At 67.4% G+C, this 26554-nt stretch carries 29 protein-coding genes; 14 read left to right on the top strand and 15 right to left on the bottom strand.

Annotation, left to right across the window (positions count from 1 at the left end; all coding sequences use genetic code 11):
• Positions 1 to 113 precede the first annotated feature (113 nt).
• The 3 genes from HLA98_RS18335 to HLA98_RS18345 are packed head-to-tail and all read left to right on the top strand — an operon-like array spanning position 114 to position 2733.
• Positions 114 to 1388 carry a pyridoxal phosphate-dependent aminotransferase gene (locus HLA98_RS18335; protein ID WP_057500553.1) on the top strand — a complete coding sequence of 425 codons (1275 nt, stop codon included), beginning with the start codon at positions 114 to 116 and terminating at the stop codon, positions 1386 to 1388.
• Positions 1389 to 1391: 3 nt separating this feature from the next.
• On the top strand, positions 1392 to 2009 hold the full coding sequence (locus HLA98_RS18340) for an SGNH/GDSL hydrolase family protein (RefSeq protein WP_057500552.1): 618 nt from the start codon (positions 1392 to 1394) through the stop codon (positions 2007 to 2009).
• Between the two features lie 4 nt (positions 2010 to 2013).
• Positions 2014 to 2733, top strand: coding sequence for a class I SAM-dependent methyltransferase (locus tag HLA98_RS18345; protein ID WP_080392884.1), 720 nt, complete (start codon positions 2014 to 2016; stop codon positions 2731 to 2733).
• Between the two features lie 532 nt (positions 2734 to 3265).
• Here HLA98_RS18345 and HLA98_RS18350 read toward each other — a convergent pair.
• Entirely contained in the window at positions 3266 to 4045 is a 780-nt protein-coding gene (locus HLA98_RS18350; RefSeq protein WP_057500550.1) for a polysaccharide deacetylase family protein, read from the bottom strand.
• 59 nt (positions 4046 to 4104) lie between these two features.
• On the opposite strand from HLA98_RS18350, the gene grxD reads away from it, so the two are divergent.
• A complete protein-coding gene (gene grxD / locus HLA98_RS18355; protein WP_032956577.1) occupies positions 4105 to 5031 on the top strand; it encodes a Grx4 family monothiol glutaredoxin in 927 nt (308 codons plus the stop codon).
• Between the two features lie 77 nt (positions 5032 to 5108).
• On the opposite strand, the gene HLA98_RS18360 is transcribed toward grxD, so the two are convergent.
• Complete coding sequence (locus HLA98_RS18360) at positions 5109 to 5648, bottom strand: DUF924 family protein (protein ID WP_049448828.1); 540 nt, start codon at positions 5646 to 5648, stop codon at positions 5109 to 5111.
• Positions 5649 to 5691: 43 nt separating this feature from the next.
• A complete protein-coding gene (locus HLA98_RS18365) occupies positions 5692 to 6468 on the bottom strand; it encodes an AMP nucleosidase (protein WP_049415280.1) in 777 nt (258 codons plus the stop codon).
• 152 nt (positions 6469 to 6620) lie between these two features.
• On the opposite strand from HLA98_RS18365, the gene HLA98_RS18370 reads away from it, so the two are divergent.
• From HLA98_RS18370 to HLA98_RS18390, 5 genes are all read left to right on the top strand, one after another.
• Positions 6621 to 8030 carry an amidohydrolase gene (locus HLA98_RS18370; protein WP_057500549.1) on the top strand — a complete coding sequence of 470 codons (1410 nt, stop codon included), beginning with the start codon at positions 6621 to 6623 and terminating at the stop codon, positions 8028 to 8030.
• A complete protein-coding gene (locus HLA98_RS18375) occupies positions 8030 to 9313 on the top strand; it encodes an amidohydrolase family protein (RefSeq protein ID WP_080392883.1) in 1284 nt (427 codons plus the stop codon). The genes HLA98_RS18370 and HLA98_RS18375 overlap by 1 nt, the downstream gene beginning before the upstream one ends.
• A 20-nt stretch (positions 9314 to 9333) precedes the next feature.
• The gene (locus tag HLA98_RS18380) at positions 9334 to 9966 is read left to right on the top strand and encodes a 2-hydroxychromene-2-carboxylate isomerase (RefSeq protein WP_057500548.1); all 633 of its coding nucleotides are present in this window, start codon (positions 9334 to 9336) and stop codon (positions 9964 to 9966) included.
• 95 nt (positions 9967 to 10061) lie between these two features.
• Positions 10062 to 11003, top strand: coding sequence for a DegV family protein (locus HLA98_RS18385; RefSeq protein ID WP_057500547.1), 942 nt, complete (start codon positions 10062 to 10064; stop codon positions 11001 to 11003).
• Between the two features lie 77 nt (positions 11004 to 11080).
• A complete protein-coding gene (locus tag HLA98_RS18390) occupies positions 11081 to 11419 on the top strand; it encodes a hypothetical protein (RefSeq protein ID WP_005414449.1) in 339 nt (112 codons plus the stop codon).
• Positions 11420 to 11563: 144 nt separating this feature from the next.
• Here the strand turns inward: HLA98_RS18390 and HLA98_RS18395 are convergent, their stop codons facing one another.
• The 4 genes from HLA98_RS18395 to HLA98_RS18410 all read right to left on the bottom strand — a co-directional run bounded on the left by HLA98_RS18395 (position 11564) and on the right by HLA98_RS18410 (position 16676).
• Complete coding sequence (locus HLA98_RS18395) at positions 11564 to 12976, bottom strand: efflux transporter outer membrane subunit (RefSeq protein WP_057500546.1); 1413 nt, start codon at positions 12974 to 12976, stop codon at positions 11564 to 11566.
• Complete coding sequence (locus HLA98_RS18400) at positions 12973 to 14055, bottom strand: HlyD family secretion protein (protein WP_057500545.1); 1083 nt, start codon at positions 14053 to 14055, stop codon at positions 12973 to 12975. The genes HLA98_RS18395 and HLA98_RS18400 overlap by 4 nt, the downstream gene beginning before the upstream one ends.
• A 21-nt stretch (positions 14056 to 14076) precedes the next feature.
• Positions 14077 to 15606, bottom strand: coding sequence for an MFS transporter (locus tag HLA98_RS18405; protein ID WP_057500544.1), 1530 nt, complete (start codon positions 15604 to 15606; stop codon positions 14077 to 14079).
• Between the two features lie 152 nt (positions 15607 to 15758).
• Complete coding sequence (locus HLA98_RS18410; protein ID WP_057500543.1) at positions 15759 to 16676, bottom strand: LysR family transcriptional regulator; 918 nt, start codon at positions 16674 to 16676, stop codon at positions 15759 to 15761.
• Between the two features lie 141 nt (positions 16677 to 16817).
• Here HLA98_RS18410 and HLA98_RS18415 point away from each other — a divergent pair, with 141 nt between their 5' ends.
• Positions 16818 to 17264, top strand: coding sequence for a universal stress protein (locus HLA98_RS18415; protein ID WP_057500542.1), 447 nt, complete (start codon positions 16818 to 16820; stop codon positions 17262 to 17264).
• Between the two features lie 5 nt (positions 17265 to 17269).
• Entirely contained in the window at positions 17270 to 17740 is a 471-nt protein-coding gene (locus tag HLA98_RS18420; protein WP_057500541.1) for a hypothetical protein, read from the top strand.
• A 54-nt stretch (positions 17741 to 17794) separates the two neighbouring features.
• Here HLA98_RS18420 and HLA98_RS18425 read toward each other — a convergent pair whose 3' ends face one another.
• From HLA98_RS18425 to frmR, 5 genes are all read right to left on the bottom strand, one after another.
• The gene (locus HLA98_RS18425) at positions 17795 to 19240 is read right to left on the bottom strand and encodes a GGDEF domain-containing protein (RefSeq protein WP_057500540.1); all 1446 of its coding nucleotides are present in this window, start codon (positions 19238 to 19240) and stop codon (positions 17795 to 17797) included.
• Positions 19241 to 19401: 161 nt separating this feature from the next.
• The gene (fghA, locus tag HLA98_RS18430; RefSeq protein ID WP_057500539.1) at positions 19402 to 20232 is read right to left on the bottom strand and encodes an S-formylglutathione hydrolase; all 831 of its coding nucleotides are present in this window, start codon (positions 20230 to 20232) and stop codon (positions 19402 to 19404) included.
• A 22-nt stretch (positions 20233 to 20254) separates the two neighbouring features.
• Positions 20255 to 20599, bottom strand: a complete 345-nt coding sequence (locus HLA98_RS18435; protein ID WP_057500538.1) for a YqcC family protein — start codon at positions 20597 to 20599, stop codon at positions 20255 to 20257.
• A gap of 8 nt (positions 20600 to 20607) precedes the next feature.
• Positions 20608 to 21717 (bottom strand): S-(hydroxymethyl)glutathione dehydrogenase/class III alcohol dehydrogenase, encoded by a 1110-nt coding sequence (locus HLA98_RS18440; protein ID WP_049448843.1) that lies wholly within the window; start codon positions 21715 to 21717, stop codon positions 20608 to 20610.
• 58 nt (positions 21718 to 21775) lie between these two features.
• Positions 21776 to 22051 (bottom strand): formaldehyde-responsive transcriptional repressor FrmR, encoded by a 276-nt coding sequence (gene frmR, locus HLA98_RS18445; RefSeq protein WP_005411009.1) that lies wholly within the window; start codon positions 22049 to 22051, stop codon positions 21776 to 21778.
• 187 nt (positions 22052 to 22238) lie between these two features.
• Here frmR and HLA98_RS18450 point away from each other — a divergent pair, with 187 nt between their 5' ends.
• A complete protein-coding gene (locus HLA98_RS18450; RefSeq protein WP_057500537.1) occupies positions 22239 to 22658 on the top strand; it encodes an Imm70 family immunity protein in 420 nt (139 codons plus the stop codon).
• A gap of 10 nt (positions 22659 to 22668) precedes the next feature.
• Here the strand turns inward: HLA98_RS18450 and HLA98_RS18455 are convergent, their stop codons facing one another.
• Positions 22669 to 23574 (bottom strand): LysR family transcriptional regulator, encoded by a 906-nt coding sequence (locus HLA98_RS18455; protein WP_057500536.1) that lies wholly within the window; start codon positions 23572 to 23574, stop codon positions 22669 to 22671.
• A 129-nt stretch (positions 23575 to 23703) separates the two neighbouring features.
• Here HLA98_RS18455 and HLA98_RS18460 point away from each other — a divergent pair, with 129 nt between their 5' ends.
• Positions 23704 to 24807: an alkene reductase gene (locus HLA98_RS18460; protein ID WP_057500560.1), complete on the top strand. Its 1104-nt coding sequence runs from the start codon at positions 23704 to 23706 to the stop codon at positions 24805 to 24807.
• A gap of 46 nt (positions 24808 to 24853) precedes the next feature.
• On the opposite strand, the gene HLA98_RS18465 is transcribed toward HLA98_RS18460, so the two are convergent.
• Positions 24854 to 25423 carry a hypothetical protein gene (locus HLA98_RS18465; RefSeq protein WP_129550636.1) on the bottom strand — a complete coding sequence of 190 codons (570 nt, stop codon included), beginning with the start codon at positions 25421 to 25423 and terminating at the stop codon, positions 24854 to 24856.
• A 34-nt stretch (positions 25424 to 25457) separates the two neighbouring features.
• Complete coding sequence (locus HLA98_RS18470) at positions 25458 to 26015, bottom strand: hypothetical protein (RefSeq protein WP_057500534.1); 558 nt, start codon at positions 26013 to 26015, stop codon at positions 25458 to 25460.
• A 115-nt stretch (positions 26016 to 26130) separates the two neighbouring features.
• On the opposite strand from HLA98_RS18470, the gene HLA98_RS18475 reads away from it, so the two are divergent.
• Complete coding sequence (locus HLA98_RS18475) at positions 26131 to 26547, top strand: VOC family protein (protein ID WP_057500533.1); 417 nt, start codon at positions 26131 to 26133, stop codon at positions 26545 to 26547.
• Positions 26548 to 26554: the final 7 nt, after the last annotated feature.

Here is a 26554-nt window from a genome sequence, read left to right on the forward strand (position 1 = left end):
CTACCTGTGCCGGCGCCCTGGCAGCCCAGCAATGACGGGCCCGGCGCCCTTGCCATGCATTGCAGCAATTCCGGTAGGATGGAAGCCCCATGCCTTTTGACGGCCCAGCTCCCATGTCCACCAACTCGCCCAAGCCCCTGGCCATCCGCGAGCGCCTTTCCGAAGTGCGCTACGAAATCCGCGGAGAACTGGCGCGGCGAGCCCGGGAGCTGGAGGCGCAGGGCCGCAAGCTGATCAAGCTCAACATCGGCAATCCGGGCGCTTTCGGTTTCCGCGCGCCGGAGCACCTGCAGCGTGCGATCGCCGACGACATGGGCCGCACCGACCCGTACACCCATCAGCAGGGCCTGCCGGTGGCGCGCGAGGCCATCGCCGGTTACTACGCCCGTCGTGGCGCACCGGATGCGCACCCGGACCGCGTGTTCGTCGGCAACGGCGTCAGCGAGCTGATCGACCTGTCGCTGCGTGCGCTGCTCAACCCGGGCGACGAAGTGCTGGTGCCGTCGCCGGACTACCCGCTGTGGTCGGCCTCGACCATCCTCAACGATGGCCGCCCGGTGTACTACCGCTGCGCTGCCGAGAACGGCTTCCAGCCGGACCCGAGCGAGATCGAGACGCTGGTGTCGTCGCGCACCCGCGCCATCGTGCTGATCAACCCGAACAACCCCAGCGGCGCCAGCTACCCGCGCGAACTGCTGGAGCGCGTGGTCGAGATCGCACGACGCCACAACCTGCTGTTGCTGGTCGATGAGATCTACGACCAGATCCTGTACGACGACGCGGTGTTCCAGCCGGTCGCGCCGCTGGCCGGTGATCATCCGTGCCTGACCTTCAGCGGCCTGAGCAAGGTGCACCGCGCCTGCGGCTGGCGCGTGGGCTGGGCCCACCTCAGCGGCGACGACGCGCGCCTGGGCGACTTCCGCGCCGCGCTGGACCTGCTCGGCGCGCTGCGCCTGTGCGCCAACGTGCCGGGCCAGTACGCCATCGAAGCCGCGGTGAACGGCCCGGACACCATTTCCGAACTGTGCACGCCGGGCGGCCGCCTGTATGAAACCCGCCGCGCGGTGATCGAAGCCTGCGAAGCCAGCGAGCACCTGTCGCTGGTCGCGCCGGCCGGTGCGCTGTACGCGTTCCCGGCCGTGGTCGGTGCCGCCGCCAAGGGCTTCGACGACCACAACTTCGCGCTGGACCTGATGAACAACGAAGGCGTGCTGGTGGTACCGGGTTCCAGCTTCAACGTGCCCTACCGCCATCATTTCCGCGTGACCCTGCTGCCGGAAGCCTCGGTGATGCGCGATGTGTTCGCGCGCATCGACCGCGTGCTGGCCCGCCGTGCCGAGGACGCAACCAAGGTCGTGCCGCTGAAGCCACGCCGTTCGGTAGCCTGAGTCGTGGCGCTGTCCTATCTGGCGCTGGGTGATTCGTACACCATCGGTGAAGCGGTTGCGGTCGAAGGCCGCTGGCCGCACCAGCTGGCCGCCGCGCTGCGTGCGCAGGGCATCGACCTGTCCGACCCGCAGACCATTGCGACCACCGGCTGGACCACCGACGAGCTTGACGCCGGTATCGACGTAGCTGCACCGCAGGGCCCGTACGACTTCGTCAGCCTGCTGATCGGCGTCAACAACCAGTACCGCGGGCGCCCGCTGGACGAATACCGCAACCAGTTCCAGGCCCTGCTGCAGCGGGCAATCGGCTTCGCGGGCGGTGATGCTGGCCGCGTGCTGGTGCTGTCCTTCCCCGATTGGGGTGCGACCCCGTTCGGCGCCGGCAGCGGCCGCGACCTGGCCGCGATCGAGATCGAGACCGACGAGTTCAATGCCGCCGCCGAGGTGATCAGTACCCGGCACGGTGTGGCCTTCGTCGACATCACCGACATCAGCCGCGCGCAGGGCGAAGACCCGACGATGATCGCCGAGGATGGCCTGCACCCTTCGGCGCGGATGTACGCGCTGTGGAGCAAGCGGGCGTTGCCGGTGGCCGCGCACCTGCTCGGCGCAGCGGACTGAGACGATGGGCGGCTTGCCACGGACTGGCATGCCGCTGCCCTGCACTGCACTGACGAACGCACAGGCGCGTTCGATTGCCGAGGCGTTCCGCCCGGTACGGGTCTGGGGCAACCGCAGCGATTACTTCTATGCCCGCAGCAAGCTCGGCAGCGATCCCCTGTACGGCGGCGTGCTGCAGCAGCTTCCCGATGACGGGCATCCGGTATTGGACCTGGGCTGCGGGCTGGGGTTGTTTGCCCACGTGCTGCGCCAGCGCGGCGACACCCGGCGCTACCTGGGCGTGGACGTGGATGCCGCCAAGATCGCACGCGCCCGGCGTGCTGCCACCCAGCTTGACGATGTGCACTTCGATTGTCTGGACCTGCAGGCGCCGCTGCCGGCCCGGGCCGGGCACGTATTGCTGCTGGATGTGCTGCAGTACCTGGAAGCGGGTGCGCAGCAGGCGCTGCTGCGCGCCGCCAGTGCGCGTGTTGCCCGCGGTGGGCGCCTGCTGCTGCGTACGCCCCTCGCCACCGGCGATGGCCGCGACCGCACCACGCGGGTGGCCGACCGGCTGGCCTGGCTGGTCGGCTGGATGGACACGCGACCCTGCCACTACCCCGAGCCGAACGTGCTGCAGGCGACGCTGACCGAAGCCGGATTGCAGGTGACGGCACCGCGCCCTCTGCATGGACGCACGCCGTTCAACAGCTGGTTGCTGGTGGCCGAACGCCCCGCGTTGTAGGGCCAAGCGCAGCATGTGCCAGCGCTGCGCGCCGCCGTCCGAGCATCGGCTCGGGCGCAGCAGGATGGTCGCCAACCCATGTAGCGCCTAGTCAATGCTCGGCTGCCCTGCGACGTCTTCCGGTGCTGCGCACCGCCGCCCGAGCATCGGCTCGGGCGCTACTGGATGATCGCCACCCCTTGTAGAGCCGAGCCCATGCTCGGCTGCCCTGCGAGGTCTTCCGGTGCTGCGCGCCGCCGTCCGAGCATCGGCTCGGGCGCAGCAGGATGGTCGCCAACCCATGTAGCACCGAGCCAATGCTCGGCTGCCCTGCGACGTCTTCCGGTGCTGCGCACCGCCGCCCGAGCATCGGCTCGGGCGCAGCAGGATGGTCGCCAACCCTTGTAGAGCCGAGCCCATGCTCGGCTGCCCTGCGACGTCTTCCGGTGCTGCGCGCCGCCGTCCGAGCATCGGCTCGGGCGCAGCAGGATGGTCGCCGACCCTTGTAGCGCCGAGCCAATGCTCGGCTGTTCTACACCACCAGGGCTCGCCGTCACGGGACCGGCAGCTGCGCCTTCAATCCACGCTCGTCCAGCGCCTGCAGCACGCGCTCGATGATCTCCAGGTTGTGGCCGTGTGCGGCCCCCTCATGCAGCAGCACGATGGCGCCCGGACGCAGGTCCGGCAGCAGGCGGTCGAGCACGCCCTGCGTGGTGCAGCCGACCCCGTCGTAGCCGCGCGCGCTCCAGCCCACCCGGACCAGACCCAACCGCTGCAGCACCGGTGCCACGAACGGGTTGGTCATGCCCACCACCGAGCGGTACCAGCGCACCGGTTGGCCCCCCAAGGCCTGCAGCGCGTGCTGGCAACCTTCGATCTCGGCGCGCATCGCGACTGGGCCCAGCCGCCAGAAACGCGCCTGCGGGTGGCTGTGGCTGTGGTTGCCCAGGTCGTGGCCGCGGTGCAGGATCTCGGCCACCAGTTCCGGCTGCGCCAGCGCACGTTCCCCCACCAGGAAGAAGGTGGCACGGGCCTTGTGGCGGTCCAACAGGTCGAGCACGGCGCGGGTTTCCGGGCTGGGGCCGTCATCGATGGTCAACCAGACGCTGTTGCCGGCATCCGGCACCCGGCTCAGCACCGGTGCATAGAAACGGCTGTTGGGCAGGAATACCGGCACCACGAACAGCGCATGGCTGGCCACCAGCAGCGGCAGGCCCCACTGCCAGCCGGCCAGCGCCCAGGCCAGGATCACGGCCAGCTGCGACGCCACCAGCCAGGGCAGCCAGCGCCAGGGGCGTGCCGGGATGCGATGCAATGTTCCTGCGCTGCTCATCCCCCATGATGCCATGGGGGTTAGAATTGATGATTCGAATTCCCGGAACCCCGACGTCCATGTCCCTCGATCCCGCCCTGCGTTCGCGCATCGAATCCATCCTCAACGCCAACCGCGTCGTGCTGTTCATGAAGGGCCAGCCGTCGATGCCGCAGTGTGGTTTCTCGGCCAAGGCCGTGGGCGCGCTGCAGGACCTCGGCGTCGAGTTCGCCCACGTCAACGTGCTGGCCGACCAGGAAATCCGTGAAGGCATCAAGGCCTACGGCGACTGGCCGACCATCCCGCAGCTGTACATCGACGGCGAACTGGTCGGCGGCAGCGACATCGTGCTGCAGATGGCGGCCAGCGGCGAGCTGAGCAGCGTGCTGGGTCTGGCCGCACCGGACCGCACCCCGCCGAGCATCACCGTGACCCCGGCCGCCGTGGAAATGCTCAAAGGCGCGCTGGCCGACGCCCCGGGCGCCGCCCTGCAGCTGAGCATCGACGCCGGCTTCCAGCCGAACTTCCAGCTGGCCCCGCACGATGAAGGCGCCATCGCCGCCGAGTCCAACGGCCTGCGCGTGCAGTTCGACCTGGCCAGCGCCCGTCGCGCCAACGGCATCACCATCGACTGGGTGGACGACATCCGCGGCAAGGGCCTGGCCATCGACAACCCGAATGCGCCCAAGCCGGTGCAGGAAATCAGCGTGCGTGATGCCGACGACCTGGTGCGTGCCGGCAACATCACCCTGGTGGACGTGCGCCCGGCCGACGAGCGTGAGATCGCCGCCGTGGGCGTGCCGTTCAAGACCTTCGACGGCAACGGCCGTGCCGCGCTGGAAGCCCTGCCGAAGGACACCGCGCTGGCCTTCATGTGCCATCACGGTGGCCGCAGCGCGCAGGCCGCCGAGCAGTTCCGCGCCCTGGGCTTCACCAAGGTGTTCAACGTCACCGGCGGCATCAATGCCTGGTCGGAAGACGTGGACAACGGCGTGCCGAAGTACTGATCGGCACTGAAAAAGGGGACGGAGGGGATTAAGTCGTTTATGGCACAAACGACTTAATCCCCTCCGTCCCCTTTTTCTTAGCCGGCGAACCCGCCTTCGGCCAGGTAATCGAGTTCTTCCGGCGAGGGAATGCGGCCGAGCACGGCATTGCGATGCGGGAAACGGCCGAAGCGACGGATGATGTCGCGGTGCAGTTCGGCGTACTGCAGGTATTCCTTGTCACCCAGCACATCGAACATCGCCACCGAACGGTCCTGGTCCAGCGGATCCTCGGAGTGCTCGAACGGCAGGTAGATGAAGGCACGCAGCTTCGGTACCAGCTGCAGGTCCAGCCCTTCCTCGATCGCGCGCATGGCGTAATGCCGCGCCAGGCCATCGGTGGCATAGGAGTGGGCGGTACCGCGGAAGCAGTTGCGCGGGAACTGGTCCAGCAGCAGCATCAACGCCAGCGCGCCTTCGGCACTGCCCAGCCAATGCTCGCGCGCACGCGACGCCGCAGCGTAATGTTCATCCAGGAACAATCCGCGGAACTGCGCGTCGAAGGCATCGTCGCGGGTGAACCACTTCGCAGGGCCCGCTTCCTTCCAGAAATCCACCACTTGCGCGGCAACGTCCATCACCTACTCCCCAGGGCCGGCGCGCCGCGCCAGGCCATCATCATCATTCGTCGAAGCGCAGGTGGCGGACCGACTTGCCGTTGCGCCGGATAAGCTTAAGCGCCTCGATACCGATCTGGATATGGTTTTCCACGAACTGGGAGCTGACCTTGGCGTCGGAGGCCTCGGTCTTGACCCCGTCGGGGATCATCGGCTGGTCCGAGACCAGCAGCAGCGCGCCGCTGGGGATGTGGTTGGCGAAGCCGGCGGCGAACACGGTGGCCGTTTCCATGTCGATGGCCATGCAGCGCATCGCCCGCAGCCGTTCCTTGAAGGCCTCGTCGTGTTCCCAGACACGGCGGTTGGTGGTGTAGACGGTGCCGGTCCAGTAGTCGTGGCCGAGATCGCGGATCATGGTCGAGACCGCACGCTGCAGTGCGAACGCCGGCAGCGCCGGCACTTCCGGCGGCAGGTAGTCACCCGAGGTGCCCTCGCCCCGGATCGCAGCGATCGGCAGCACCAGGTCGCCCAGCTGGTTCTTGCGCTTGAGGCCACCGCACTTGCCCAGGAACAGCACTGCCTTGGGCATCACTGCCGACAGCAGGTCCATGATGATCGCGGCATTGGGGCTGCCCATGCCGAAGTTGATCATGGTGATGCCATCGATGGTGGCGCTGGCCATCGGCCGGTCCAGGCCGATGATGGGCGCCCCGGTCAGCTCGGAAAAGGTATGCAGGTAGCCGCCGAAGTTGGTCAGCAGGATGTGCTGGCCGAACTGGTCCAGGGGCACGCCGGTGTAGCGCGGCAGCCAGTTGTCGACGATTTCCTGCTTGCTCTTCATGGCCAGTCCGGTACGGCGGGGGGCCGGGTATTTTCGGGCACGCGGCCGGTGCCGTCGAGCCACCGTCGGCAGGCCTGTGAAGAAGGTCACTTGGCAAGCCCGCCGCCTCCGGGCTAGCGTCGAAGATTGGACCGGACTGCAAGGGGAACTGCATGGCATCGACGTTGTTGCGCGCCGGGGTAGCCCTGGCACTGCTCTCATTGAGCACGGCTCCGGCGGTGGGCGCCTCGCGCTTCGTCGCCGATCCCTACCCCAGCACCTACCAGGCGCATCCCGATGCGCCGGTACTGATCCAGAACGCCACTGTGCTGACCGGCACCGGCCAGCGCCTGGACAATGCCGATGTGCTGCTGCGCGAGGGTCGTATCGTCGCCGTCGGTCGCCAGCTGCAGGCCGACGACGGCGTCACCCGCATCGATGCACAGGGCAAGTGGGTCACCCCCGGGCTGATCGACGTGCACTCGCACCTGGGCGTATACCCCAGCCCCGGCGTCGGCGCGCACAGCGACGGCAACGAGATGACCGCGCCGGTCACCGCCAACGTCTGGGCCGAACACTCGGTGTGGCCGCAGGACCCCGGCTTCGCCACCGCACTGGCCGGCGGCGTGACCAGCATGCAGGTGCTGCCCGGCTCGGCCAACCTGGTGGGTGGCCGCGGCGTGACCCTGAAGAACGTCCCGGCCGTCACCTACCAGGCGATGAAGTTCCCCGGTGCACCCTGGGGCCTGAAAATGGCCTGCGGCGAGAACCCCAAGCGGGTCTATGGCGAAGGCAAGGGCGTGACCCCGGCCACGCGCATGGGCAACGTGGCCGGCTATCGTGCCGCCTTCATCGATGCCGCCGACTACATCGCCAAGAGCAAGCCGAAGCCGGCCAAGCGCAAGGGCTGGTTCGGCAGCGACAAGGGCGACAGCGCCGGTGATGCCGGCGGCAAGCGCGATCTCAAACTGGATACGCTGGCCGGCGCCATCGAAGGCGACATCCGCGTGCACATCCACTGCTACCGCGCCGACGAGATGGCCACCATGCTCGACCTCGCCAAGGAATTCGGCTTCAAGGTGGCCGCCTTCCACCACGGCGTGGAGGCCTACAAGCTGGCCGACCGGCTGGCTGCCGACGGCGTCTGCGGCGCACTCTGGGCCGACTGGTGGGGTTTCAAAATGGAAGCCTTCGATGGCATTCCGGAGAACATTGCGCTGGTCGACCGGCCGAAGAACAGCTGCGCCATCGTCCATTCCGATTCACCCGAGGGCATCCAGCGCCTGAACCAGGAAGCGGCCAAGGTGATGGCGTCCGCGCGACGCGCGCGCATGCCGGAGATCGCGCCCGAGCACGCCATCACCTGGATGACCGCCAACGCCGCCAAGGCGCTGGGCATCGAAGGGCAGACCGGCACCCTGGAAGCCGGCAAGATGGCCGATGTGGTGGTCTGGAACGGCAACCCGTTCAGTTCGTATGCGCTGGCCGAGCAGGTCTTCATTGATGGCCGCAGGTTGTACGACCGCAGCGCACCGGCGGCGACGCCGCGTTCCGATTTCCAGCTTGGCCAGGAGGTGCGCTGATGGTGGCGCTCAAGCAGTTGGTGCAGTCTGCCGCGAAGGGCAGCCGGGCATGGCTCGGTTCTACGGTCATGGCGTTGTCTTGCATCTGCGCATCCGCGCAGGCGCAGGACCTGCTGGTACGCAACGCCACGGTGCATACCGCCAGCGCGCGCGGCAGCCTGCAGAACGCCGATGTACTCGTGCAGGGCGGCATCATCCGCGCGGTGGGCAGCGGGCTGTCGGCACCGGCTGGCGCAACCGTGGTGGAGGCCAATGGCCGCCCACTGACACCGGCGCTGTTCGGTGGCATCACCGAGACCGGGATCGAGGAGGTCCTGGTTGAAACCAGTACCGTCGACAGCTCGCTGAAAATGAGCGATCAGCCATTGCGACCCGAGTTCGACGTGACCCTGGCCTACAACCCGGCCTCGGTACTGATTCCGGTGACGCGCCTGGAAGGCATCGGCTTCACCGCACTCGGCGCGACCCCGGGCGGTGGCTTCGTCGCCGGCCAGGGCGGTGTGATGCGACTCGATGGCAGCATCGACCCGATCGGCCCGCGTGCCCTGTTCCTGCGCATCGGCGCGGCAGCCTCCGAACTGACCGGGCATTCACGCGCCGCGCAATGGATGCTGTTGCAGCAGATGATCGACGAAGCACGCGGACAGGTGGCTGCGGACTCGCCGCACGCACTGCTGACGCCGGCCGGGCGTCGCGCACTCAGCCGCTACCTGGCCGGCCAGGGCCGCATCGTGGTGGAGGTGGATCGCGCCGCCGACATCCGCCAACTGCTGCGCTGGGCCACCCGCGAAAAGGTGAAGATCGCCATCGCTGGTGCCAGCGAAGCGTGGCAGGTGGCGCCGGAGTTGGCCGCTGCGCACGTGCCGGTGTTCGTCGACGTGCTGGCCAACCTGCCGGCCAGCTTCGACCAGCTCGGTGCCACCCTGGAAAACGCCGCGCGCCTGCAGCGTGCCGGCGTGGCGGTTTCCTTCGTGCAGCGCGGCGACGCCACCCACAACGCGCGCAAGATGCGCCAGCTGGCCGGCAACGCGGTGGCCAACGGTTTGCCGTGGGCCGACGGCCTGGCCGGGCTGACCCGGGTCCCGGCGCAGGCCTTCGGCGTGGCCGACCAGATCGGCAGCATCGAGCCGGGCAAGCGTGCCGACCTGGTGCTGTGGGAGGGCGACCCGCTGGATGTGGCGCACTACGCCGAACAGGTCTGGCTGGGCGGCCGTGCGATGCCGATGCGCTCGCGCCAGACCGAACTGCGCGACCGCTACCTGCAGCGCAACGCGCAGCCCTGACCGCACACGAGGACACACCGATGGCGACATTGCGCTGGTACTTCGACTTCGTCTCTCCCTATTCCTACCTGCACTGGCAGAAGCTGAAGCAGTTGCCACAGTTCGGGCAGATCCAGACCGTGCCGATCGCCTTCGGTGCGGTACTGCATCACCTGGGCAACCTGGGCCCGGCCGAGATTCCGGCCAAGCGTCGTTTCATCTACCGCCAGCTGCTATGGAACGCACAGGCCGAGGGCACGCCCTTGCACTTCCCGCCGGGCCACCCATTCAACCCGCTGTCCGCCCTGCGCCTGTGCCTGGCCGCTGGCGCCGGCACGCAAGCGGTGGACGTGCTGTTCGACTGGATCTGGCGCGAAGGTCACGCGGGCGACAGCCCTGAGGCCCTGCGCGAACCGGCCGCGCGGCTGGGTATCGAGGATGTCGCCAGTGCCATCGCCGACCCGGCGGTGAAGGAGCAGCTGCGGCGCAACACCGAGGCCGCAATTGGCACCGGGGTGTTCGGTGTGCCGACCCTGGCGATCGACGGGGAACTGTTCTGGGGCAACGATGCGCATCCGCTGATGGCCGCGGTACTGGCCGATCCGGGCCTGCTGCAGCAACCCGAATGGCAGCGTCTGGCCAGCCTGCCGGTGGCAGTCCAGCGCAGCCGCTGAGCGGGGCGTGGCGCGTTTCCCTCGCGCGCCACGGCAGATTTTGAGATAGATTTCACGTTTCCGAACCTACTACCGCCCTGGAGGGGGAGCCGCGGATGCGCATCGGAATCGTCGTCGACTCGGCCTGCGACCTGCCGCAGGCCTTCATTGCCGAGCACAACATCGTGCTGCTGCCGATCACCGTACGGATCGGCGAAGCCGTGCTGGCCGATCATCGCGATGAGCAGGCCACCCTGAGTTTCCTGCACGCGCATGTGGCCGAACATGGCGCCGAGGCGGAGACCATCCCCTTCAGCGTCAACCAGATCCGCGACCTGTTCCTGCAGCAGCTGGTGATCGATTACGACCACGTGTTCTGCATGACCATCACCAAGACCCGCAGCCCGATCCACGACAACGCGCTGCAGGCCAGCTTCGCCATCCTCAACGACTACAAACCGGTGCGTCAGGCAGCGGGCTACAACTCGCCGTTCGCGCTGCGCGTGCTCGACACCCAGAACCTGTTCGCTGCCCAGGCGGTAACGGCGGTGGAAGCGGTGCGCCTGCGCGACAGCAACGCCAGCGTGCAGCAGATCCGCGAACGATTGGAGGAACTGGCGGGCAACGTGCATGGTTACATGGTTACCCGCGACCTGTACTACATGCGCGCACGTGCGCGGCACAAGGGTGACCGCAGTGTCGGCCTGCTCAGTGCAGCGCTGGGAAGCGCACTGGACATCAAGCCGGTGCTGCATGGCTACCGTGGCGAGACCGGGCCGGTGGCCAAGATCAAGGGCTTCGACAACGCCGTGCAGAAGCTGTTCGCGGTGGTCGGCCAACGTGTGCGTGCCGGGCTGATGACACCGACGGTGTGCGTCAGCTACGGCGGCGAACTGGACGAGCTGCGCACCCTGCCCGGCTATGCACAGATGAAGGAGGTCTGCGCCGGCCACGGCGTGACCGTGTACGAATCGGTGATGAGCCTGACCGGCATGGTCAACGTCGGCAAGGGCGCGGTCACCGTGGGCTTCGCCGATGGGCCACATCGGTTCGAATGAGCGCCGGCCACGGCCGGATTCTGCACATCGATTCCACCGCGGTTGTGCCAGTCTTGCCGCACTTCAAGGAGAACTCCATGCCTGCGCAGTACCACATCAGCCTGCCCGACCCGTCCAAGGCCCGCGGCAACGATCCTGACCTGTCCTTCCATTCGCAGGGCGCCGCCGGCTTCGCCGAAGAGCTGCAGGACGCCCTGCGCAGCGGCACGCTGTTCGAGCGCTGGAAGGCCAAGCAGCCCGACCCGGATGCGGTGGAACCGCAGTGGGGCGTGACCGACCCGGATGCCACCGTGACCGGCGAGCAGAAGGACCTGCGCATCAACCTGGTCGCCACCACCCGCATCGACAGTGACGTGTTCAAGCAGCGCCTGCGCCTGCTGGCCGGCAGCCACTGGGAACTGCGCGACGTGCGTTGAGGCTTGGATCTGGTAGTTGCCAACCTTGGTTGGCGCTTCTGGAAGAATGTTGCCAACCAAGGTTGGCAGCTACCCATTTCCGGGTAGTGCCGGCCGCCGGCCGGCAACCGCACAATCCATGAGAGTGCCGGCCAGCGGCCGGCACTACCAGCCGCCGCCCAGCGCGCGGTAAAGCTCCACCCGTGCGATCGCGGCCGTGGCCTGGCTGTTGGCCAGCGCGGCCTGGTTGTCCAGCGCGATGCGCTGGGTGGTCAGCACGTCCAGCATATCGACCACGCCGGCCTGGTACTGCCGGCGCGCAGCGCCCAGTGCGGTCTCGCTTTCATTCACTGCCACGTGCAGCTGCAGCGTGCGCTGCTGCTCGGCACTGTAGCCATCCATGGCGTCGTCCACTTCATGCCAGGCCTGCAGCACGGTACGGTGGAACTGCAGGGCGGACTGTTGCTGCTGCAGCCTGCTCAGCGCGAGATTGGCCTTCAGCCGTCCGCCCTGGAAGATCGGCAGGCTGATCGACGGCCCGATGCTGAAACGATGCGCGTTCCAGCCATCCAGATCATCCAGCTGCTTGGCCTGGAAGCCCGCGTCGCCATTCAAAGTGATGCGCGGCAGGAAACTGGCCTTGGCCACGCCGATGCCCGCCGTTGCCGCATGCAGTGCCGCCTCGGCACGACGGATGTCCGGGCGACGCTCAGCCAGTTCACTCGGCAGCCCCACCGCTACGGCCGGCAACGCCGGCCAGTCACGGCGTGCATCCTGCAGCTGCGCGTCCAGCGCCTGCGGCGGCTGCGCCAGCAGGAACGCCAGCGCATTGCGCAGCTGCGATTCGCGATGCCGCAACGGCGCGATGCGTGCCTGCAGCGATGCCACCTGCGCGGCCGCGCTGGACACCTGCAGCGTGCTGGCCACACCCTGGCGTTGGCGTGCTTCGGTCAGGCGCTTGATGTCGTGGGCGATGCTGAGGTTGTCCTCGGTGATCGCCAGCAGCTGCCGCGTCGCACGCAGCTGCAGGTAATCACGCGCGGTTTCCGCCAGCAGCGCGATGCGCATTGCGTGTGCATCCTCCTCGGCCATCTGCACGCGCGCGTCGGCCGCTTCCATCTGGCGATGCACGCGGCCCCACAGGTCCAGTTCCCAGCTCAGGCCGATACCGGCCTGGAACAGCCCGTAGTCATTACGGCCGCCGTTGCCGGACGGATCATTCAGGCCCACCTCGCTGTTGCGTGCACGCACACCACTGGCGCTCGCGCTGACGCTGGGCAGGCGATCGGCGGCGGTGATGCCGCGCGCGGCGCGGCTCTGCTGCACGCGGTTGACCGCCAGCTGCAGGTCCAGGTTGGCCGCCAGCACCTGGTTGGCCAGCTGCCCCAGCAGCGGATCGTCGAAACCGGCCCACCAGGCCGCGTCCTGGTCGATGGCGTTGCCGGCGACGGCCTCACCCTGCCAGTGGCTGGGCAGTTCCGCCTGCGGGCGTACGAAGTCCGGACCCATCATGCAGGCAGCCAGGGCCGTGCAGAGGCTGGCCGCAACGAAGGTGCGGAACACGGTGACTGCGCTCATGCACCCTCCCCGCTCTTGTGGCCCGGACTGTGCTGCACGCTCTGCGCGTGCGCGCGCCTGCCCAGGTCAACGCTGGCTTCCACCGACATGCCGGCACGCAGCTGGTCCAGCAGCGGCTGGCCCGGCTCCAGCACGATCTTCACCGGAATGCGCTGCACCACCTTGGTGAAGTTGCCGGTGGCGTTCTCCGGTGCGACCGCAGCGAAGGTGACGCCGGTGGCCGGTGCGATGCTGTCGATGTGTCCGCGCAGCGGCTTGCCCGGGAACACGTCCACCTTCAGTTCGACCTGCTGGCCGGCCTGCATGCGGGTCATCTGCGTTTCCTGGAAGTTGGCGACCACGAAGGCGCGCTTCAGCGGCACCACCGCAGCCACCGGCGTACCCGGCGTCAGATAGGCACCCACGCGCACGGCGCGACGACCGACGATGCCATCGATCGGTGCACGCAGCACGGTGTGCGACAGATCCAGTTCGGCGCGTGCCTGCGCCGCTTCTGCACGTTGCACCGCCGCCTGCGCGGCCTGCACGCTGGCGCTGAGGATGTCGGTACGCTGGCGCGCGGTCGACAGCGCGGCCTGGCCCTGCTGCAGATGGGCACTGGCTACGGCCTGCTTTGATTGCGCCTGCTGTGCGTTCTGCACGGTACCGGCGCCGTCACGGGCCAGTTCGCGGTAACGCTGCTGGTCGGCACTGGCCAGGGTCAGTTCGGAACGGCTGACATCGACGCTGGCCCTGGCCTGCTCGATCAGCGAGCCCTGCTGGGCCAATGCGGCCTGCGCGTTGGCCAGCTGTGCTCGGGCATTGGCGAGGTCGGCACGCGCCGCCTGCAGGGCGACCTGGTAGTCGCGGTCGTCGATGCGGGCGAGCACGTCGCCGGCCTTCACCGACTGGTTGTCTTCTACTTCCACGGCCCTGACGAAGCCGGGAATCTTCGGCGCCACCAACGTGTAGTCAGCCGCCACGTACGCATTGTTGGTGGTCTGATGGCCGCCATCGCGCAGCAGCAGCCAGGCGCCGATGGCCAGGGCCAGCACGCCCAGGCCCAGGCCGGTGTTGAGAGTGGTTCGATTGATCGTCATGAAGGGGTTCCTGCGAAAGGTTCAGGCCACGGCACGTGGCGGATGGATGCGGGTGGGCATCCAGGCAATGAGGGGAATGAAGGCCAGCGCCACCAGTGCGACCACCCAGTACAGGTCGGCCGAAGTCAGCGCCTGTACCTGCGCATGCAGGCGCGCGCCCAGCTGCGGGCCATCGGCCAGCCACGGTTGCCCGCCAAGGCGGTCGACCAGCACGGTGGAATGGAAATGACGGCGGCCCTGGGCGACGGCATCCAGTACGCCGCCGGCGAGCACGGCAGCGAAGCCTTTGACCGTGTTGAACCAGGCCGAGGCGACCGGGCCGTCCTGCGGCGCCAGGCCGCCGGTGGCCAGCATCAGCAGCGGCAGCACCGCCATGGGCTGGGCGAACACCTGCAGCAGCTGCACCCACAGGAAGTTGTCACGGATCCAAGCCACGTCCAGGTGCGAGCCCAGCCAGCAGGCCAGCGCCAGCATCGCCAGGCCGGTGGCCTGCACCCAGCGGCAGTCCACCGCGCGGATGTTCAGCAATGCCGCCACCAGCGGCAGCGCGATCACCTGGGGCAGCGCCACCCACAGCAGCATCGGTGCGGTCTGCAGCGGCCGGTAACCCTGCACGCTGGCCAGGAACCCGGACGGGATCGAGATCACCGCCAGCAGCACGAACAGCACGCCGCCCAGCGTCACCAGCGAGTAGCTGAGATTGCGGTTGGCCAGCAGCTGCAGCTTGAAGAACGGCAGCGGATGGAACCATTCATTGATCATGAACAGCACCATCAGGCCGGCACCGCCACCGATCATCAGCGTGATCATCGGCGAGTCGAACCAGTTCAGGCGCGGGCCCTGCACCAGGCCCAGCACCAGCAGCACCAGCGCCGGCAGGCCCAGCAGCAGGCCGACGCCATCGAACTGGGCGAAACGCTCCAGCCGCAGCGGGTCCTGAGGCAGGCCCCAGCCGACCATCGCCATGGCGGCCAGGCAGTACGGCACGATCTGCCAGAACGCCCAGTGCCAGCCCACCTGCTCGACCCAGAATGCGGCCAGCGGCGTGCCCATGCTCGGGCCGAACGTCGCCGTCAGCGCGTACCCGGCCAGGCCGTACAGCTTGATGCCCGGGGGCAGGAAGCGCAGCGCCACGCTCATCAGCAGCGGCGGCAGCGCGCCACCGCACAGGCCCTGCAGCGCGCGCAGCAGCAGGAACACCTGCAGGTTCGGGGCAAGCGGGCACAGCACGCCCAGCACCATGAACCCACCGATCATCGCCAATGCGAAGCGACGCAACGAGAAGGTGGCGGCGCACCACGGTGCGAACGCCATCGCGCTGACCGACATCGCGCTGTAGAGGGCGACGATCCAGCTGCCGTCGTCGACGCTGAAACCCATCGCGCCACGGATGTCGGCCAGGGCGACCTTGGTGATGTTCTCGTTGAAGCCCGACACCAGCACCGCCAGCAGCACGCCACACAGGCCGACCAGAATGCGGCGATCGAGCCCGGGGGCGGCGGCAGGACGGGGCGCTGCGGCGGCCGGGACAGCGGCGGCCGGCGTACTCATCGCCGGGCACCTATCCGTGCAGTACACGGCATGTTGGGGGTCATTGGAATGCGCTCAGTGAAACTCAGGGGAGCGCAGTCTAGGGAGCCGGTACCGTGCAAAAAATGGCGTCACCGGCATCGCAGGCGTGCGTCGGGCGCACGCCCGGAACATCAGCGGCGGATGTCCTCGACGCTCTCGCACATGGTCTTGATCGAGCGCCGCAGCCATTGGTGGGCGGCGTCGTTGTCCAGGCGTGGGTGCCAGGCCTGCACGATGGCCGCCGTGCGCACCGGAATCGGCAGCGGGAACAGGCGCAGGGGCAGGCGCATGCTGACGATGCGCTCCAGCATCACGCTCGGCATCTGCGGCAGGATCAGGTCGGACTCGGCGGCGGCGAAAATCGCACCGTGGAAGGTCGGGCTGATCAGTGCCACGCGGCGCTGCAGGCCGAGCGTGGCCAGGTCGTCATCGATCGGGCCGCGTGGCAGGCCGCGGCGCGACACCGCGATGTGGTCGCAGGCGGCAAAGCGCTCGGCACTGATCTCGCCATCGAACAACGGATGGTCCTCGCGCGCAGCCCCCATGAACGAGGTACTGAACAGGTTCTGCACCTTGGTGTCGGGTGCGTGCTTGCCGGCGGTGCTGATGTACAGATCGATCCGGCCCTGCGCCATCGCATCGTCATCGGTATCGCCTTCGGGCACGAAGCGCAGCATCGCGCGCGGTGCCTGCTGGCGGAATATCTCGCGCAGGCGACCGCCGAAGCCACCGATGAAGACGTCGTTGGCACGCACGTTGAAGGTTCGCTCGAGCACGCGCATGTCCACTTCGCGACCGGCGTTGAAGACGCGGTGGGCCTGCTCGATCACATCGCGGACCTGCTCGCGCAGCTGCAGGGCCCGCGGCGTCGGTGCCAACCCGCGACCGGCGCGCACCAAGACCGGGTCGCCCAGCGCCACGCGGATCCGGCCCAGGGTGCGGCTCATCGCCGGCGCGCTCAGGTTCATCCGCCGCGCGGCGGTGGCCACGCTGCATTCGTCGATCAGCACGTCCAGTGCCAGCAACAGGTTCAGGTCCGGAAAGGGCATGACAGTCTCCAGTAAATCAGATGACTCTACGACACGTGTAACCATCGTGGATTGCGTTATACGCATTCATTGACTGCCGCGCACGGCATGGGTGCGCGCGGTGACATCGGCGACCATCCCCGGCCTGCCAAGGAGACATCCATGTTCACTACCCTGCTGGTCGCCTTGGACGGCGGCCCCCAGCACGCACGCGTGCTGGACCTGGCTGCCGCCATCGCCGGCCCGCGCAGCCGCCTGCATCTGTTGTGCGTGCTCGACCCCGAATTCGCGCTGGCGGCCGATGCCAGCGAAGTCGACCGCATCGAGTACCCGGAAGCCGCCCGCCAGCGCTCGCGGGCCGAAGCGGTGCTGGCCGAAGCCCTGGCCGAGCTGCGCGAGCGCGGCGTCGACGCCATCGCGCAGATTCCCTCCGGCGACCCGGGCGAAGTGATCAGCGAGCAGGCCCGGCGCCTGAAGTGCGACCTGATCGTCATCGGCCACCGCCATCTGTCCCGGCTGGAACGCCTGTTCGAACCCTCGATCGGGCAATGGACCATCGACCACGCGCCCTGTCCCGTGCTGGTGGAAACCCGCGATCCGCAACCCTAGCCCCCATGGCCTCACGTTCCCCGTTGTTTCCCACCCGCGTCAGCTATCGCGCCTTCGGCCGCCAGTTCGGCCGCGGCGAGCAGGCGCTGCTGGGCGCGCTCCGCCAGCTGCACGATCCCGATCTGCAGCCCGACGGCCTCGCCGAGCTGAGCGCGCTCGGGCTCGACCCGGAAGGCTGCGACGCCTTCATCGGCCTGTTGCCACTGCTCGCCACGCCCGCCGCCCCCATCGATCTGCTGCCGGCCGGCTCGCCGTTCATTGCCGCCAGCGAACTGGACCTGCTGGTGTGTCTGCTACGCATCGCGCAATGGCGGCATGCGCGGCCCCGCGAAGACGACACCCTGGCACCGTTGCGCCAGCAGTTGGCGCGCTGTGCGATGGCCGTGCAGGCAGCAAACCTGCCGTTGCGGCAGCGCTCGTTGTCACCGGTCGGGCTGAGGCTGCTCGATCCCACCGGCTGGTTGCGGCAGCGATGACCCGGCCGAGCCATCCGTGCGCAATCGCGCACCGGGACCAGGCACCCGGCGCGCTCAGCAATCCATCCTGCCGTGCGCGCTGCCTTCGTCGTCGAGCACGTGCGCATGCAGGATCACCTGGTTGCGACCGGCCCGCTTGGCGGCATACAGGCCTGCATCGGCATCCGCCAGCAACTGATCGGCGCTGGCCAGAGCCGGCGGGTGCAGGTAGCCCACGCCGATGCTGATACTGACTGATCCTTCCGGCAACGGCAGCGCTTCCACTGCCTCACGCAGGCGCTCGGCCAGCGCCAGCACGCCCGACAGCGGGCTTCCAGGCACGATGACAGCGAATTCTTCACCGCCATAACGCGCAACGCTGTCACCGCCGCGGCCAGCAATGACCTTCAGCACCCCGGCCACCGCCCGCAGGCAACGATCACCGGCCGGATGGCCGTGCTGGTCGTTGAAGGCCTTGAAGTGGTCGATATCCACCAGCAGCAGACCCAGTTCAGTGCCGCTGCGTCGCGCACGATTCCACTCGGCCATCAGCCGCGCATCGAATTCACGGCGGTTGGCCACGCCGGTCAGACCGTCCTGCCGTGCCAATTGATCCAGCGCCGCTTGGCGCTCCAGCAGATCCGCCTGGAGCAGGACGCTGCGCAGGCCGAAACCCAAGGTAGCTACGACGAAGCCCGCCACCGCCAACGGCCGCGCATGATCAACCACCAGCGTGCCGACCACCAGCAGCAGCAAGGGCAGGATGATCGGACCGGCGGCCTGCACCGTCCGCGCCAGCCGCGGGTGCGGCGTTGTGCCTGCGTCCGGCGCCGTGTCCAGCGTCAGGCAGGCGATCAGCAGGAAAGGTATGTCGATCACCAGATCGTTGAACGCGCCGAATGCATCGTCGGATGTGTAATGGTTGATGTAGTAGGCCACCAGCAGATAGGCCATCGCGTACAGCGCCAGTGCGCGGAAGAACCTGCGCCGTTCGGGCACGTCGCCGGCCAGCCAGCGCACCACGGCGAATCCGGCAATACACAAGTTCTGGATATCGAACATGCGTTGCATGTTGGACAATGCGTGGTCGTCGATGTCCACGCGAGCGGCGAACGACTGCGCATGCACGAAGAACAGCACGCCAAGCAGCGCCGCCATCGCCGCATCGATCAGGCTGATGCTGACCCGCTCCCGGCGCGCCCGGGCCAGGATGAACACCAGCGGCACACCGTACAGCACGTACAGGAACAGGCTTGCCCGCGGAGTGAAATCGGCGCGGCCGGCGCCCAGCGCGTCGATCATGTTGAACGCCATGCCGCCGGCCCACAGCAGCAGCGCCAACGCGGTGGCCCGCCACCCCAGCGCCGCCCGGTCGCGGCGGGCCCGCCACAGGCAGGCGACCGCAGCCAGCAGCGGCGCGCCGGTCAGGAAAACGAAGGAGCCTACCCCGGCGGGGCCAGGCCACAGGGCCAGCACCAGGCCATGGCACAGCACATACAGCAGCGCCAGCACTACCGGCATGCATACCCCCGATCCGCAAGGCCGTCTGCGCGCACGATAGCGCGGGGCGGCGCCACGAGGGTGTGATCCATCGCTGAAAAAGGGGACGGAGGGGATTAAGTCGCATTTGCCGCTGTGCCGCAGACGACTTAATCCCCTCCGTCCCCCTTTTCCCGGGGCGCTCAGCCGTGCAGGGTGCGGGCGTGGTGAGCGATATGCTCGCCAATGAAGCTGGCGATGAAGTAGTAGCTGTGGTCGTAACCGGGCTGCAGGCGCAGGGTCAGTGGATGGCCGGCGGCATCACAGGCCTGCTGCAGGCGCTGCGGCTGCAGCTGGGTCTGCAGGAATTCGTCCGCCTCGCCCTGGTCGACCAGCAACGGCAGCCGCTCGCTGGCCGCGGCAATCAGTTCGCAGGCGTCCCATTGCGCCCAGTCGGCCGGGTTGTCACCCAGATAGGCAGTGAATGCCTTCTGGCCCCACGGCACGTGGCTGGGTGCAACGATCGGCGAGAACGCCGACACGCTGCGGTAGCGCCCCGGGTTGCGCAGCGCGATCACCAGCGCACCATGGCCGCCCATCGAATGGCCGCTGATGCCACGCGCATCGGTGGCCGGGAAATTCGCCTCGATCAGCGCCGGCAGTTCCTGCGCCACATAGTCGTGCATGCGGTAGTGCTTCGCCCACGGTGCACGGGTGGCATTGAGGTAGAACCCGGCACCCTTGCCGATGTCGTAGCCTTCGGCATCGGACACGTCATCACCGCGTGGGCTGGTATCAGGCGCAACGATGATCACACCGTGTTCGGCGGCGTAGCGCTGTGCGCCGGCCTTGGTGATGAAGTTCTGCTCGGTGCAGGTCAGGCCGCTCAGCCAGTACAGCACCGGCAGCTTCTGTGTTTCCGCCTGCGGCGGCAGGTACACGGCGAACTGCATGTCGCAGCCCAGCGTGGTCGAATGATGGCGGTAAACGTCCTGCCAGCCACCGAAACAGGCGCGGTGTTCAATGCGTTCCATGGGGCTCTCCTGCGCACCAGCCTCAGCCGGCGCGTGTATTGATCAGTTCATCCAGCTGCGACAGCAGGCGCAGAAGCGGTTCGACACCGGGCTGGCCGTCCAGGTTGCGGTACGCCGCCACCGCCACGTCACTGCGCGGTGGCCATTGGCCATCAGCGCGGGCTTCGTGCAGGCGCGGCAGGAACACCTGCGCCAGCCAATGCTCGAACGGCATTTCATCGATGCCGAAGGGTGAGTCCACCGCGCGCGGCGGACCCACGTCGCCCTCGACCCAGCCCAGCGCACGCAGCGCTTGCTCGATCGGCGCCACCAGGGCCGCGCGCGGATCCTCTGCACGCGGCCTGCTCACGGCATCGAACCAGCCCACGCCGCGCCTCAGTAATGGACCACCGAACGGATCGACTTGCCTTCGTGCATCAGGTCGAAGGCGTCGTTGATCTTGTCCAGGTCCATGGTGTGGGTGACGAACGGGGCCAGTTCGATATCGCCCTTCATCGCGTCCTCGACCATGCCCGGCAGCTGGCTGCGGCCCTTCACGCCACCGAAGGCCGTGCCCATCCACTTGCGGCCGGTCACCAGCTGGAACGGACGGGTGGAGATCTCCTGGCCCGAACCGGCCACGCCGATCACCACGCTCTGGCCCCAACCACGGTGGGCGCATTCCAGCGCCGCGCGCATCACGTTGACGTTGCCGATGCACTCGAAGCTGTGGTCCACGCCCCAGGTGGTCATTTCAACGATGACCTGCTGGATCGGCTTGTCGAAGTCTTTCGGGTTGATGCAGTCGGTGGCGCCGAATTCGCGCGCCAGCTCGAACTTGGACGGGTTGGTGTCCACCGCGATGATGCGGCCGGCCTTGGCCTGGCGCGCACCCTGGATCACCGCCAGGCCGATGCCACCGAGGCCGAACACCGCCACGCTGTCACCTTCCTGCACCTTGGCGGTGTTGTGCACCGCGCCGATGCCAGTGGTGACGCCGCAGCCGAGCAGGCAGACGTGTTCCGGGTTGGCGTCCGGATTGATCTTGGCCAGCGAGACCTCGGCAACGACGGTGTACTCGCTGAAGGTCGAGCAGCCCATGTAGTGGTACAGCGGCTCGCCGTTGTAGCTGAAGCGGCTGGTGCCATCCGGCATCACGCCCTTGCCCTGGGTAGCGCGCACCGAAACGCACAGGTTGGTCTTGCCGCTCTTGCAGAACAGGCACTCGCCGCACTCGGCGGTGTACAGCGGAATCACGTGGTCGCCGGGCTTGACGCTGGTCACGCCCTCGCCCACCTCCACCACGACGCCGGCGCCTTCATGGCCCAGCACCACCGGGAACAGGCCTTCCGGATCATCGCCGGACAGGGTGAACGCATCGGTGTGGCAGACACCGGTGTGGGTGATCTTGACCAGCACTTCGCCCTTCTTCGGCGGGGCGACGTCGATCTCGACGATCTTCAGCGGCTGGCCGGGACCAAAGGCGACGGCGGCACGGGACTTCATGGTGGTTTCTCCAAAGACAGGCAATGACAGGATGGGCGGCGCCATGTTGCGCCATCGTTTATTTCAGGTAAGAGCGGATCAACGCGCTCATGTCGCGCACGCGTTCGGCGCGTTGTTCATCGGAGGCCGCAGGCTGGCCGAACTCCTCGCGCAGATGGGCCTCCATCACCTCGGACATCAGGCCGTTGACCGCGCCACGGATGGCGGCGATCTGCTGCAGCACCGGCCCGCAGTCGGCACCGGCTTCCAGCGCGCGGTCCAGCGCATCGCACTGGCCGCGGATGCGGCGCACGCGGGCCAGGACCTTTTTCTTTTCTTCGGGGGAGTGCGGCATGGAGAGGCCACCTCGGAACTATACTGGGGGATAGTATACACGCGTATTGGCAGAGTGACGGAGATGGCATCTCCCGCCTCCGCAACAGTGCCGTTGAATCCATTCATATCAATCATTTACAGCAATTGCGCTTCTACCGTTAACGCATCGGGCATGCTGTAGGGTCGGCAGAATCAGGAACCAAGCAATGGGTGTTGGCATCCAACTCGGGCGCATCACCGATGAGATCGGTAGTGGTGCGTTTCTCTATGCCTTCTTCTCGACCATATCCGGCAACCTGGAGCCGAATGGCTGGGGCAGTCGATTCCCCATCCTCTTGAATCAGCTATACGCCGGCAGACTGCAGCAATCAGATGCTGCCGCCGCGCTGGCCGAACTACATATGGTCCGCCGAGAGCTGGCCGAGCTTGCGCCAGCCCGTGTCATATGGTCGTTCGAGGATCGAACCCAGCGTCCACCGTGGGGAGACGATATCGCTGGCGACATCGACAGCCTGGCGACCTACTTCGTCACCTCACATGGGCGCGATCTGATTGCGCTTCTGGCAGAGGTGTTTGAAGCACTTCAGGAAGGCGAAGACACGTCCGTCCGGATCGTCGCCTACTGATGCCGTACGCTCAGTCAAACAGGCCCTGAGCCGCCAGCCGAGTCAGTTCATCCACCACGTAGCGCACCTTGGGCCGCAGGTGGCGCGTCGGCGGCCACAGCGCGTGGATGTCGATGTGCCGTTGCATGTGCGTGTCCAGCACCGACTGCAGCGCGCCGGATTCCAGGTGCCGGCGCACCAGTGACTCCGGCATCTGGCAGATGCCCAGTCCTGCGATGGCCGCATCGATCACCGCATCGCCGTCGTTGAGCTGGTAGCTGGCGTTCGGGATGAACGTCCCTTCCGCATCATCGCTGCCGACCCGCCACGCCACCGGCTGGCCGTGGCGAAAGCCGACGATGCTGCGATGCTGCGCCAGTTCCTCCACGGTAGCCGGCACGCCGTGCGCCTGCAGGTACTCCGGCGATGCGCAGGTGACCAGTCGCTGGCGCCCCAGCCGCCGCGCCACCAGATGCTCGGCCTGGTGCAGCCCGCCGAAGCGGATCAGCAGGTCGATGCCTTCCTCGACGGGATCGACGAAATGATCGGTGAAGGTCATCGTCAACTGCAGGTCCGGGTACTGCCGGCACAGCCGCAACAGCACCGGCAGTACCACCAGCCGCCCGAACGAGGACGGCATGTCGATGCGCAGCCGTCCGCTGGGCAGGCCGGCCGATCCCAGGCAAGCCTCGGCGGCAGAGATTTCTTCCAGCGCCGCCGCACACGACGCGTAGTACGCCTCGCCGTCGGTGGTCAGCGCAATACGCCGCGTGGTGCGGTGGAACAGGCGGACCCCCAGCCGTGTTTCCAGCCGGGCGATGGCCTTGCCCACCGCCGAGCGTGAGATGCCCAGCGCGTCGGCGGCTTCGGTGAAGCTGCCCGAGCGGGCCGTGGTGACGAACGTGACCAGGCCATTCAACGATTCCAGCGGCAGCATCCATCGCGCTCCATTGGGGACAAATAGTCCCGCACCCGGGGAAATCGAAGCGCTTTATGCGCCTGCATGTCAACTCCATCCTGTGTGCATCGCGCCGCTGGCGCCTTCCCCCGCACCGAGATGACCGACATGACCGCCGCCCTGTTCCGCCCCTTCGACCTTGCAGGCACCGCCCTGCGCAACCGCATCGCGATGGCGCCGATGACCCGTGCCCGCAACCCCGGAGCGGTCGCCAACGAACTCACCGCGCAGTACTACCGGCAGCGCGCCAGCGCCGGCCTGATCATCAGCGAAGGCACGCCGGTTTCGCCGCAGGGCCAGGGCTACATCGACGTGCCGGGCATCTGGTCGGCCGAGCAGGTGGCCGGGTGGAAGCGTGTCACCGAAGCGGTGCATGCCGCACAGGGCACGATCTTCGCCCAGCTCTGGCACGTCGGCCGCATGTCGCATGCCTCGCTGCAGCCCGACGGTGGGCAACCGGTCAGCGCCGGTACCCGCCCGGTAGCCAGCGCACCGAAGAACACCTCGTTCGTCTACCTGGACGATGGCAGCCGTGGCCACGCCGATCCCACCCCGGCGCGCGCACTGGAGACCGCGGAGATTCCCGGCATCATCGCCGACTTCGCACGGGGTGCCGACAACGCGATCGCCGCCGGCTTCGACGGCATCGAACTGCATGCCGCCAACGGCTACCTGTTCGAGCAGTTCCTCAACCCGCTCATCAACCAGCGTGATGATCGCTACGGCGGCTCGCTGCCCAATCGTGCGCGCTTGATCCTGGAGACCGTCGACGCGACAGCCCAGCGCATTGGTGCGCAGCGCGTCGGCGTGCGCCTGGCACCGAACAACCTCACCTTCGACATGCCGTTCTACCCCGACAACGAAGCCACCTATCTGTACCTGGCCAAGGAACTGGGCAAGCGTGGGCTGGCCTATGTGCACCTCAACGATAACCTGCAGGCGGGGCAGTCAGTGCTGGGCGAGGCCTTCCTGCAGCAGTTCAAGCAGGCCTACGGTGGCACCGTCATCCTGGCAGGTGGCATGACCCGCGAACGCGCCCTGCAGCTGGTTGAAGCGGGCACCATCGACCTGGCCGCGTTCGGCCAGCCGTTCATCGCCAACCCGGATCTGGTCGAGCGCCTGCAACGTGACGACGCGCTGGCCACGCCCGACCGCAGCACCTATTACGGTGGCGGCGAGGCCGGCTACGTCGATTACCCGCGCGCACAGTAGATCCACGCCATGCATGGATGCGATGCAACTCTCGCTGCGAAACGCATCACGGCGCCTTCTCCACCTTGGTCGAGTCCGAATCAAAGGTCAGCACACGGGTGCTGATCTCGCCCCTGGCCGAGTCCTTCCGACTCAGCTCCAGCCGCCCCTGGTTGCCCTGCGCCACCAGGCTGGCGGCAAAGCTGCCCTCGTTGGACAGTGCTGTGATCACGGCGGTGCCATCGGGCGCGACTCTCATGCCCGCCCGATCGCGAACCTTGTATCCCACGCCAACCGGCGCATTCAACGCCATTACCGCGCTGCCATTGGCCATGGTGCCGATGCCACCGCGCTCATCGCCCTTCGCGTCGTAGATGGTCATGCCCGTTGCGCGTGAGTTGCGGGCAATGTCACTGGCATCCTCGGCAATCTGCACGCGCGTGCGCCCTTCACTGTCGAGCACGGTCAGCTTATAGGTGCGGATCTCCGGCGCCACGCCGGCGTCGGGCGTAGCCACGCTGGTCCCGATCAGGGCCAACGATGCGCCCAGCGCGAACATCGAGGCAGCAAGCAGATTCCTGTGGCGCAGCCTGTGCTCCAGGCGTTCCAAGCGTACGGCTATATCCTGCTCATGCATGTTGCGCTCCCTGTTTGAGTCTGTGGTTGCTCCGTTACTTGCTATCCGCTTCCACGTGGATCACACGGGTGGATGCTCCACCTTCGGCGGCGTCCACGCGGATCAGCTCCAGCTGTCCTTCCGCGCCCTGCGCGACCAGCCTGGCGGCAAAGCCTCCGGCGTTGGAGAGGACACCAATGAGTGCCGAACCGTCCGCTCCCACCTTCATCCCGGCGCGATCAGACACGCGATAGCCAACGCCGCGCGGTGCATCCAAGGCAACCGTGGCACTGCCATCGTCGGCGGTGACCATGCCTCCGCGCTCCTGTTCATTGCCATCGAAGATGATCAACCCCGCCACCCGGGCGTTGCGCTTGATGTCCAGGTCCGGCGCGTCCTCGCCGATTTCCACGCGCTTGCGTCCTTCGTGATCAAGCACGATCAGGCGCTGGGTGCGAATCTCCGGAACGATGCCGGCCTCAGGGCTGGCAAAACCGCGAGCGGCCAGCACGGTCGATACCAACAGGATGGGCGTTGCCACCAGCAGCCAGCGCCATCGGCCTGCCCGCTGCTCAAGCTTGCGTACGCGCGCTTCCACTTCCAGATCCCGCATGGAATCCTCCCTGGCAACGAGGCCACCGGTCGCAACGACGGAGGGCACTCCGATCCTGAACTACAGTTCGATCCTAGAGCGTCCATCCGTGCCCAACAACATGACGAAAGTCCCCATGAACTCCGTCACCGCTTCGTTCATCGTCAACCTCGACGTGCCCGATCTCGCTGCCGCTGAAACCTTCTACACCGAAGCCTTCGGCCTGCGCGTCGGCCGCCGTCTCGGGCCGGAGGCCGTGGAACTGCTCGGCGGGCCCACGCTGCTGTACCTGCTGCAGAACGAGGCCGGCAGCATCGCCACTGAAGATGGCGACGTACGCGACTACGAGCGCCATTGGACGCCGCTGCACCTGGACTGGGTGGTGGATGACATCGAAGCTGCAGTGGCACGTGCGGTTGCGGCCGGGGCGACACTCGAGCAGTCCGTGCGCGAGCGTCGCTGGGGGTGCATCGCCGTGCTGGCCGATCCGTTCGGCCATGGCTTCTGCCTGATCCAGTTCAGTAGCGAAGGCTACGACGTGCTGATCGAATGACCATTGC

It is taken from the genome of Stenotrophomonas africana (genome assembly GCF_013004645.1).
In the GTDB taxonomy this organism is placed as follows: Bacteria; Pseudomonadota; Gammaproteobacteria; order Xanthomonadales; family Xanthomonadaceae; genus Stenotrophomonas; species Stenotrophomonas africana.